Source organism: Pseudoalteromonas sp. 0802 (assembly GCF_013350085.1).
Classification (GTDB): Bacteria; Pseudomonadota; Gammaproteobacteria; order Enterobacterales; family Alteromonadaceae; genus Pseudoalteromonas.
This window is the reverse complement of the sequence record NZ_JABVXE010000021.1, coordinates 39,095-48,552: the sequence shown is the minus strand read 5'-3', so window position 1 is coordinate 48,552 and position 9,458 is coordinate 39,095. Positions and strand designations below refer to the sequence as shown.

Annotated in this window: 11 protein-coding genes and 1 tRNA gene; 3 read left to right on the top strand and 9 right to left on the bottom strand. The window is 40.8% G+C overall.

What is annotated here, in order from left to right; genetic code table 11:
- The coding region (galE, locus tag HUS61_RS18795; protein ID WP_175083384.1) for a UDP-glucose 4-epimerase GalE at window positions 1–744 on the top strand (744 nt) is incomplete at its 5' end.
- A 241-nt stretch (window positions 745–985) separates the two neighbouring features.
- On the opposite strand, the gene HUS61_RS18790 is transcribed toward galE, so the two are convergent.
- The 4 genes from HUS61_RS18790 to HUS61_RS18775 form a co-directional block, all read right to left on the bottom strand.
- Window positions 986–1,555 (bottom strand): hypothetical protein, encoded by a 570-nt coding sequence (locus tag HUS61_RS18790; protein WP_175083383.1) that lies wholly within the window; start codon window positions 1,553–1,555, stop codon window positions 986–988.
- 5 nt (window positions 1,556–1,560) lie between these two features.
- The gene (locus tag HUS61_RS18785; protein WP_175083382.1) at window positions 1,561–2,064 is read right to left on the bottom strand and encodes an RNA polymerase sigma factor; all 504 of its coding nucleotides are present in this window, start codon (window positions 2,062–2,064) and stop codon (window positions 1,561–1,563) included.
- Between the two features lie 21 nt (window positions 2,065–2,085).
- On the bottom strand, window positions 2,086–2,793 hold the full coding sequence (locus HUS61_RS18780; RefSeq protein WP_175083381.1) for a hypothetical protein: 708 nt from the start codon (window positions 2,791–2,793) through the stop codon (window positions 2,086–2,088).
- Between the two features lie 235 nt (window positions 2,794–3,028).
- A tRNA-Ile gene (locus HUS61_RS18775) sits at window positions 3,029–3,105 on the bottom strand.
- Window positions 3,106–3,379: 274 nt separating this feature from the next.
- Between HUS61_RS18775 and hemN the strand changes: the two genes are divergently transcribed.
- A complete protein-coding gene (gene hemN, locus HUS61_RS18770; RefSeq protein ID WP_175083380.1) occupies window positions 3,380–4,753 on the top strand; it encodes an oxygen-independent coproporphyrinogen III oxidase in 1,374 nt (457 codons plus the stop codon).
- A 60-nt stretch (window positions 4,754–4,813) separates the two neighbouring features.
- Here hemN and HUS61_RS18765 read toward each other — a convergent pair whose 3' ends face one another.
- From HUS61_RS18765 to HUS61_RS18755, 3 genes are all read right to left on the bottom strand, one after another.
- Window positions 4,814–5,329 (bottom strand): DUF2489 domain-containing protein, encoded by a 516-nt coding sequence (locus HUS61_RS18765; protein WP_166341077.1) that lies wholly within the window; start codon window positions 5,327–5,329, stop codon window positions 4,814–4,816.
- Complete coding sequence (yihI, locus tag HUS61_RS18760) at window positions 5,326–5,925, bottom strand: Der GTPase-activating protein YihI (protein ID WP_175083379.1); 600 nt, start codon at window positions 5,923–5,925, stop codon at window positions 5,326–5,328. Before yihI ends, HUS61_RS18765 begins: the two co-directional genes overlap by 4 nt.
- Window positions 5,926–6,676: 751 nt before the next feature.
- Window positions 6,677–7,309 (bottom strand): cytochrome c, encoded by a 633-nt coding sequence (locus HUS61_RS18755; protein WP_054561153.1) that lies wholly within the window; start codon window positions 7,307–7,309, stop codon window positions 6,677–6,679.
- Window positions 7,310–7,592: 283 nt separating this feature from the next.
- Here HUS61_RS18755 and yihA point away from each other — a divergent pair, with 283 nt between their 5' ends.
- Window positions 7,593–8,240, top strand: a complete 648-nt coding sequence (gene yihA, locus HUS61_RS18750) for a ribosome biogenesis GTP-binding protein YihA/YsxC (RefSeq protein WP_054561154.1) — start codon at window positions 7,593–7,595, stop codon at window positions 8,238–8,240.
- Between the two features lie 4 nt (window positions 8,241–8,244).
- Here yihA and HUS61_RS18745 read toward each other — a convergent pair whose 3' ends face one another.
- The gene (locus HUS61_RS18745; protein ID WP_175083378.1) at window positions 8,245–8,763 is read right to left on the bottom strand and encodes a DUF1285 domain-containing protein; all 519 of its coding nucleotides are present in this window, start codon (window positions 8,761–8,763) and stop codon (window positions 8,245–8,247) included.
- On the bottom strand, window positions 8,763–9,350 hold the full coding sequence (locus HUS61_RS18740) for a YceI family protein (RefSeq protein ID WP_175083377.1): 588 nt from the start codon (window positions 9,348–9,350) through the stop codon (window positions 8,763–8,765). The genes HUS61_RS18745 and HUS61_RS18740 overlap by 1 nt, the downstream gene beginning before the upstream one ends.
- Window positions 9,351–9,458: the final 108 nt, after the last annotated feature.

The following is a 9,458-nucleotide window of genomic DNA, read 5'->3' as shown; positions in this document are numbered from 1 at the left end:
GTAAAACCTATCGAGTATTATCAAAACAACGTACAAGGTACACTGACTCTGGTTGATGCTATGCGTGATGCTGGCGTGTTTAAATTAGTATTTAGCTCATCAGCAACCGTATACGGTGACCCTGCAAGCCTGCCAATTCGTGAAGACTTCCCAGTTGGTGGCACGACTAACCCGTATGGCACATCAAAGCTTATGGTAGAGATGATGCTGCAAGATATCGCAAAATCAGATGAACGCTTTGCCTTTGTTATTTTACGTTACTTTAACCCTGTCGGCGCACATGAATCTGGCCTTATTGGTGAAGACCCAAATGGTATTCCTAACAACTTATTACCTTATATTTCGCAAGTCGCAGTGGGTAAGCTAGAAAAGCTAGGTGTATTTGGTGATGACTACGATACTGTAGATGGTACAGGTGTTCGTGACTATATCCATGTCGTCGATTTAGCATTAGGTCACTTAAAAGCGCTGAACCGAATTGCAAGTGATACAGGTGCGCACGTATTTAACCTAGGCACAGGTAATGGTTACTCAGTACTACAAATGGTTACCGCTTTTGAGAAAGCCAGCGGTCAAGCCGTGCCATATCAAATTTCACCGCGCCGAGCTGGCGATATTGCAGCTTGCTACGCAGCTCCAGAAAAAGCGTTAAAAGAGCTTGGCTGGCAAGCAGAGCGTGGTATCGATGAGATGATGCAAGATACATGGCGCTGGCAAAGCAATAACCCGAACGGTTACAAATAGTCAAAATCATTATAAGGCCGATGTTCACACATCGGCTTTTTAATTTGATGAGGCTTTCTTAAGCTGCGCAATACCCCAGAAAAGTATCCCTGCCCCCGTGCACGATAAGAAAAAGAATAACCCTAAGCCGACAGGCGATCCCCAAAACAAAATACTGTATAAAACTTCCATATCTATATCCTTCATTATTATTTGAATAGTAAGTTATATAAGTTTTAGGAACAGCTCGTCAAGTCGCACATCAGCGCATCGCTTGAATGCTCTCAAGCGCTACAGCTAGCTGAGTTTTTAGTTTTTTATAGCGTATATAAACAACCAGCACGATACTGCCATTAACACCAAGCTGGATAAGCCATAGGCTGTATGTTTTGAACATAACCATATTAAACAAGGCAACGATTAACAAAGCGCACCAAAGCACAACGCAGCCAATAAAACTCACATGCCAGTAATGAATTTGATGCTTCAGCTGGCTTTCTTTAAAATTAAGCATTGCATTAACGTCTAACGTTTCTGCTCGCCAAAGCTTTCGTCTTAAACGGTATGACCAAATTCCAAAACCTAAAGGAATAGGTACTAATAGCGCAAACAGAATGGTTTCATAGGTGTTTTTTGCCTCAAACAACATGGCGTAAATACAAAATACGGTTACCACAACACCTAAAAATGAGTCGATTAACCCTTTTAGCTTTAACTTAGTTCGCGACTTTTGCGTTTGTGCAATTAACGCTGCACTATCCACTTTCGGCGTTGCCTGCACGAATGCCTGCTGCCACTTAGCTAATTGATCATCTGCTTCGAATTTATCCACTTTATTTACTCCATTAGGCTCGCAAGTTGTTGCCTTGCTCTACTTGAACGTTTAGCAACCGCGTCCTCAGACAGCCCCAGCGTTTGAGCTATCTCACTTTGATTAAACCCTTCAAGCTGCAAAGCAAGCACCTGCCTGTATTTCAGCGTTAATTTACGAAGGGCAGCCATTAAATCTAAACTGTTGTCTGGTGATTTATGCGCACTTAAGGCTTGGGTGTAATCAATACTTTCAGAGCTTGCCACCTCTTTGCGGTTTTGCTCTTTTATCACATGATCAACCGCTTTATTGTGAGCTATTCGGGCAATATAGGTTTTTATGCTGGCATCGCCCCGAAAGGCAACATCGGGTGATGAGTCATTACTTTCAAAAGCGCGCCAAACAGCCAACGACATCTCTTGAATTAGCTCATCTTGTAGCGCTTGATTGATCTCATAGGTTGCAGCAACACGCGCCAACAGCGGCGCGTATTCATTCAGCAATGTGTTTATTTGAACATCAGCTTTCACTGTACTTCCATGTTTTTATTATTATTTGAACAAACGATTATAGGCACAAAAGTAGGTACATGCTAATACCGGCCCTACCAACAACATAGGTAAAAGACTATAAGGGGCAGCAAAGGTAACGAGCATATTAATCAAACAAAGCATGCTTAATGGTTTAATCACCTTTAGTGCCGTTGTAATGCCTTCTTTAACAGCTGCACTAAGCGAAGCATCGTTTAAAAGTAACAGAGGTACCACAAACATAAGCAACATATTTACAGGAACAATTGATACAAACATGACCCCTACACGCCAGCGCTCAACATCAACAAACTGACCTGACAATAAAGCCGATAACTGCTCACTACCAATCAAAGTACTCCCAACAGCAAATTGCACCAGCGCCAGTAAAATACCAACAACTGACCACACGGCAACTCGCCCCCACTTCGTCCATGTTGCATTGTGCTTAAATGAAAAGCCTTGCTGATTATTCAGGTTAAACAACAATGGCCACACCGTTGCCATTAACATAGGCGCTAACCATTTTGATACTGTTAAACCTGTAGGTGCAGGTAATAGCTGCACTAAACCAGGCACAATAGCGAAAAGCGTCATAAGTAAAAAAAGTTTAAACGGTGCTTTTTTAAATAGCCCCCACCCTTCTTTTAACCAAACAGCCGCATCACTAAATGGTGCGTTCGTTGAATCAAGTTTTAGCGTATTCACAGTTGATGTTGTAGTCGTCATGAGTTTGTCCTTTTCGTAAAAATAGATACATAAGACACTGCCTATTGCTACCACCAAATAGAACAACTTCGTGTCATTTGCAGCTATAGACGAGACAAACACAGAAAACCTGACAAAATATTTTTAAAAAATTAAAAATAATTTTATTTCGTTGAATTTTAAAGATTAAAAAGAGGTGGGACGCAGCTATAAAAACAGCTGTAAGCTTTAATTTTGGATTTTTACAGTAAGAAAATGGTGGCCCCTCCCAGACTTGAACTGGGGACCTAACGATTATGAGTCGTGTGCTCTAACCAACTGAGCTAAGGGGCCATTGTATTAGCGAAAGCTAAATTTTTTTGGTGCGTTTAGTAGGTTTAACTGACTAAAGCGGGATGCAGTATAAAAAGTTTTTGTAACCTTGTCACTAGCAAAACCCTTTATTTTAACAATCACTAAATCAACTGCTCAAATAGTAAACTCTTTGTTTTTACAACGACCTTAAAGCATGCCGATTAGTTTCTAGCCTCCGACATTGTTCTAGATCAAATAGCTAAATCACTAAACTCGTTAAAATAGCCGCTCAATCAATTGCGGAGTGCTGACTGTGATAAATTTACCAAGCTGGGATCAATCTCTGATCAACAAGTACAATATTTCTGGGCCTCGATATACATCTTACCCAACGGCATTGTCTTTAGCTGACGGTTATAGCCAACAAGATATGATTAACGCGATTGCGGCTTCGAAAAGCCGTTCTTTATCCCTTTATATCCATATCCCTTTTTGCAGTCAGCTTTGTTATTACTGTGGTTGTAATAAGGTGATCACTCGTCATCAATCTAAAGCCGATTTATACCTAGATAATTTAGCGCTTGAGATTGCTGAACAAGCAACGCTTTTTGCCGATTATAACGTTGAGCAACTGCATTTAGGGGGTGGTACGCCAACTTTCTTATCGGCAGAGCAAATGAGCCGCTTAATGGCGTTGGTTGAGCAACATTTTAATTTTGCTGATGATGCCGAGCGCGGTATTGAGATTGACCCTCGTTCTTTAGCTGATGGCATGCTAGTACACCTACGTGAGCTTGGCTTCAATCGTGTTTCGTTTGGTATTCAAGATTTCAATGATGATGTGCAACTGGCAGTTAATCGTCCGCAAAGCGTGCAATCTGTAAAAGGTTTAATTAGTGAGGCTCGTGAACTTGGCTTTAAATCTATTAATGCCGATATGATTTACGGTTTGCCACTGCAAACACCAGAGAGCTTTAAAGAGACAATTGCACAGCTGATTGAGTTAAACCCTGATCGCGTGTCGGTATTTAACTATGCTCACTTACCAGATAGATTCGCTGCACAGCGTAAAATTAAAGACGCTGACTTACCGTCTGCGGGCGATAAGCTCACTATGTTCAAAAATACCCTTGAGCAGATGTTAGCGGCGGGTTATCAGTTTATTGGTATGGACCACTTTGCCCGCAAAGACAATGAACTAGCAATTGCACAAAACGCAGGTCAGTTACACCGTAATTTCCAAGGTTACACAACGCATGGCCAATGTGACTTATTAGGTTTGGGTGTGTCATCTATTTCGCAAATAGGCAATGCCATTTTACAAAACGAAAAAGAGTTGAAGCACTATTACAAAGCTGTGCAAGAAGGCTATGGCAGTGCAATCTGTAAAGGTGTTGCTTTAACTGATGACGATACGTTACGTGCCGCAGTGATCAAACAATTGATCTGCCAGTTTGAGCTGGATATTCCAGCAATCGAAAAACAGTTTAATATTAACTTTGCCAGCTACTTCTGCGAGGCACTACAGGCACTCGACCCATTACTAGCTGATGGCTTGGTGTCTGTTAGCCAAGATAAGATCACAGTAACAGCTCGCGGTAATTTATTTATTCGTATTATTTGTATGTGCTTTGATGCGCACCTACAACAACAAATCAAGCAAACTCGTTTCTCACGAGTTATCTAGCCCAACAAAAAGCAGAGCCTAGGCTCTGCTTTTATTTTGCTTAAATCGCAGCATGTTTGTTTAATTAAATACTACGTTTTCGCTGCCTGGAGCGGCTTTAAACTCTTCAATTATACGTGCACAATCCGCTTTAATTTCATCGCTATGCTGCTCTTCAGCACGCCAGCGAGCTGTGTCCATTTTAAAAATCTCTTTTTTAGAGTATTTCTTACGGGCATCGTGCGTTGGCATATCTTTTACGACTTCGTACATTTTAAATATGCCAGGGTAGCGCTCACTTAGCTCAAACTCTTCAGCAAAGCTGTATTGAGAGATCAGCACCCAAATACGCAAGCAGCCTTCTGAGAACTCACATTGCTCTTCATTCATTGCACGGGCAATTAAATGAATGCTATCGGCTAGCTTTGCATTACGCTTTGCTTTTGATACCGCAAGCTTTTGCTCATGCTCAGCTTGCTTCTTGGCGATAAGCTTATTTTGCTCTTTTAGTTTATACAGAAGTTGCCCTGCATAAAACGCAAGCCCTGCGATAATTGCCGCACCAATTACGATGGCAATAATCAAGGTTGTGCTCATCGCTCATCCTCATCTTCGTCATCAAACCATTCATTGGCTAAGTCATCAGATAAGTACTTATCGAAGTCAGATTCACCTTCATCAAATGAATCATCTTCAAAGTCATCTTCGTACTCGTCTTCATCTTCAATGCCTAATAACTCACACAGTGCTTGGTGGCGAGCAATACGGCTATTGAAGTACTTAGCATCTTTACCTGTTAATAACTCACCGCGCTCATGACGCTCAACCAGCTTAAGTAGACGCTCGTCATTCTCTAGCGCTTCTAACTCTTGCTCTGGTGTTAGTTCAGGCTCAGCCACTTTCTTAAGCTCAACCATAGGTTTTAAGTTGCGTTTCATTTCAACTTTCGGCTCAGCCTTAGGCGCAACTAAAGAAACCGGCTTTTTACTACCAACACGCTTATCTTTCGGTTGATTGTTTGCAGCAGTGTTTTTTGCATTTTGTGCATCAGGTGCATTTCGAGACCCAGGTTTAGCACCTTTGGTCTTTTTAACTCGCTGCTCTTTTAACGCGCGCATCTCTCTAAGCTTTTCTTTGCTTAGACGTACAGGACCATTCGATGGAATTTTACGCGACTTTTTCTTTCTACTCATATCTTGATCATCTCACTTAAGAGGTTGTGCACAACGCCTTTGTGGCATTGTAATGCTGGCATAACCAGAAGAATTCGATGTGCGGATGTGGTTGGTCAACTTGACGAACTGCGCACTTTTCATACTTTTAGTACAAACGGTGGCTATTGTAACAGGACAAATAAAAAGGCGGTAGAGAAAACATCTCTACCGCCTACTAATCTGAGCGCCAATTATCTGGACACTTCTCCCTTCGACTTTTTAGTCTTTATTATTTTTATTATTATTGTTTATCCATTTTGTTATTGTTTTAACCTTCCGTGTAGCATTCCATTTTGTTTTTATTATTAAACTTCCATGAGCTTTTATTATTCTCGGTCAATCCTGACGCTTTTTTGTTATTTCCTTTAGGACACCTAACCAGTGTCAACCCCTAAAGACTTGCCGCAGTCACTTTCCTTATTACATTGTCCATGTTGTTTTTGCTGTCTCAGCGACAGTGATTAATTTACTCATTAATAATTTTGTTACAACTGATTTATATAATTTTTCTTACAGATAAGATATTGCAACAAGCTCAACTTATTTAATAACAAAGAGTTATGTATAAAATTGAAATAAAAATAAGATTTAGCTTACAGCTCGATATGGACAATGTCTCACAAAGGCGTGGGAGATTTCGACATGGTTTAAATACAAAAAAAGCAGCTTGCGCTGCTTTTTTCACACTAATCAAATATTACTGCGTAATATTTCTACCCGCAATCAGACTTTAGTGTAAGCCACCTAAGTATTTTGAAAGTACTTCGATGTCTTTGTCTGTTAACTTTTTAGCGATGTCTTGCATCATACCGTTTAAGTCGTTATTACGCGTACCATCACGGAATTTTTCAAGTTGTGACTTGATGTATTCTGGATGTTGGAACGAAACTTTCGGGAATTTAGCTAGTGATGTACCGTTACCACGAGGACCGTGACACGCAGCACATGCTGGAATACCACGCTCTGCATCACCGGCTTTATAAAGCTGCTGACCTACTTCTACTACATCTTTAGGTGTTGTACCTTCAGACATATTTAAAGAAGAGAAGTAAGCTGCTAGGTCTTTCATGTCTTGATCGCTAAGCGGCATAGCCATACCACTCATTACTGGATCCATACGACCTTCTTTGCCGCCAGATGTCATACCTAATTTAAACTCTTGTAATTGTTTATAGATATAATCTGCGTGTTGGCCTGCAATTTTAGGGTAGATATTAACCGGTGCATTACCGTCTGGGCCGTGACAAGCCGCACACGTTGCCGATTTCTCTTTACCTGCGTTTACATCGCCATCAAATGCTGTTGCGTTGCTTGCTGACAACGTACCAAGCAATATAGTTAAAGATAGTGCTATTTTTTTCATGGTGAATTCTCTGTTTCCGACCCTGTATCATCTACAATATGGATGTTGTGATTTCTATATTCTACACGATAATAAATTCTCTGGCACGTTTTCTGCCCACATTAAGCTCATAATTTATAGGGATTTGACTTAGATTAAGTTTATACCTAGTAATTTTCCTAATTTAAAGCCAATTTAGCACGCTTAAATACGCTTTTGAATGCTGCTTTAATAGTATAAAATACGTGCCTTAAGTGGAAATTAGCCACTGTTTGTTATTTTTTATAAAAGACTAGGAGAGCCTGTGCTCAAATCTCGTATCAAATATAATACTGCGTCCTTTGTTACCAGCGCACCTGATATCTCACGCTTACCTGCTGATACGGGGATTGAAGTCGCGTTTGCTGGTCGCTCTAATGCGGGTAAATCAAGTGCTTTAAACACGTTAACAGATCAAAAGTTAGCACGTACTTCTAAAACACCCGGTCGTACTCAGCTGATCAATACCTTTGAACTTGATGCCGATAAACGCCTTATCGACTTACCGGGCTATGGTTTTGCTAAAGTGCCTATCGAAATGAAGAAGAAATGGCAAAAATCGCTAGGTGAATACTTACAAAAACGTCAAAGCTTAAAAGGTATCGTTGTTTTGATGGATATTCGCCACCCGTTAAAAGATTTAGACCGTGACTTAATCGACTGGGCCGTGGGCAGCGAAATTCCAGTGCTGGCACTATTAACTAAAGCCGACAAGCTAAAACAGGGCGCGCGTAAAGCTCAAGTTTTACAAGTTCGTCGTGAGTTAAGTAGCTTAGATGGTGATATTACAGTACATGCCTTCTCTTCACTAAAAGGCACAGGCTTACCTGAAGTTGCTAAAAAGCTTGATGAGTGGTTTTTAGGACCCATTGAAGCGCAAGCACCTGAGTCTGACGAACAACCAGAAGCTTAATCGCTTAGGCCAAGTAATAACGCTTGGCTAATGATTCTATATAGTAGCCCTGCTCGTCTGAGCAGGCTATTTCGGCCCACTGATAATAAACATTTCTCGATACCCTCGCAGCCAAGCCATGTGCTAATTGTAAGTAAGGCACACTGACACCTTCAAATTCTCTCAGTAATAGTGGTTGCTTTGCTGATACCAACCAAGCGCGCTGTAAATTATCGACACAACAAAGCGCAAGGCCTTGCTCTGTCTCTTCGAAACGCCAATCAACAATAATAAAAGGCACATCTTCGACTGTGATGGCCATTTTCTCGACGGGTGTTTTTAAAAAATAACTACCTGCTTCTTTGCAAAGCACAGAGGCAAAGAGTTTAACCATTGCCTCGCGCTTTATTTCACTGCCAGCATAAAACCACCGCCCTTGCACATCAATCAATATAGGCACTTGCCCACAGTTTTGTGGCTGCCATTGATCAAAAGGTTTATCGGGAGCCTGAAGAGCGGCTTCTAAGTCAGCAAGTGATTGCATTATTTTTCTTTATCTAGCGTCAAAGAAAATGTCACAGGAACAGCTGTTGCAATTGATGGTAAACCCGCAAGTTTTTGTAACTCACTAATACCTTCTGTTACTTTGAAGTCACTTGCATTAATAATCACCGGCGTAAACGATGAAACAGTCACATCGCCTTTCGGTGACATATTAGCAAGTACATCAATCGTTAGCTCTTTCTTGTTGCCATGAAAGTCTAATTCAGCTTTCAAACCTTTAAGCACATGTTGACCTGGTTTTAGCGTTAACAGCGCTTTGCTTAAATCAGCAGTTAACACTGCATTAGGAAATTTAGCTGTTTCAAATAACAACTTGGTCATGCGCTCATTACGGATAGGGATCAGAGTTTCAACCGATATCAGATCGATCATCAACTTAAATTGACCTTGTTCGTTAAGTGTACCCGACACCTTTTTGAAATGATGCGCTTCTGCAACTGAATTCTTTTTGATAGACACAAAGCTCACATTGCTTTGCTCATTATTAACTTGCCAGTTTGCGCTGGCTAAAGGGGCAACTAAAATACTCGATAATGAAAAGGCAGCAACTGCCAAAGATTTAAACATAACGCATTCCTTCGAAAGTAAATAAGAATCACTTTGATGGTATCACTTGCGTTAATTTGTGCAATGAATTGTATGATAAGAGAAAGAAAAAGCGACTCACTCAACAAG

Coding starts and splice junctions, on each gene's coding strand:
- yihI (WP_175083379.1), bottom strand. CDS start 5,925: ATGAGTAGAAAGAAAAAGTCGCGTAAAATTCCATCGAATGGTCCTGTA.
- HUS61_RS18745 (WP_175083378.1), bottom strand. CDS start 8,763: ATGCAATCACTTGCTGACTTAGAAGCCGCTCTTCAGGCTCCCGATAAA.
- HUS61_RS18780 (WP_175083381.1), bottom strand. CDS start 2,793: ATGACGACTACAACATCAACTGTGAATACGCTAAAACTTGATTCAACG.
- HUS61_RS18740 (WP_175083377.1), bottom strand. CDS start 9,350: ATGTTTAAATCTTTGGCAGTTGCTGCCTTTTCATTATCGAGTATTTTA.
- HUS61_RS18765 (WP_166341077.1), bottom strand. CDS start 5,329: ATGAGCACAACCTTGATTATTGCCATCGTAATTGGTGCGGCAATTATC.
- HUS61_RS18755 (WP_054561153.1), bottom strand. CDS start 7,309: ATGAAAAAAATAGCACTATCTTTAACTATATTGCTTGGTACGTTGTCA.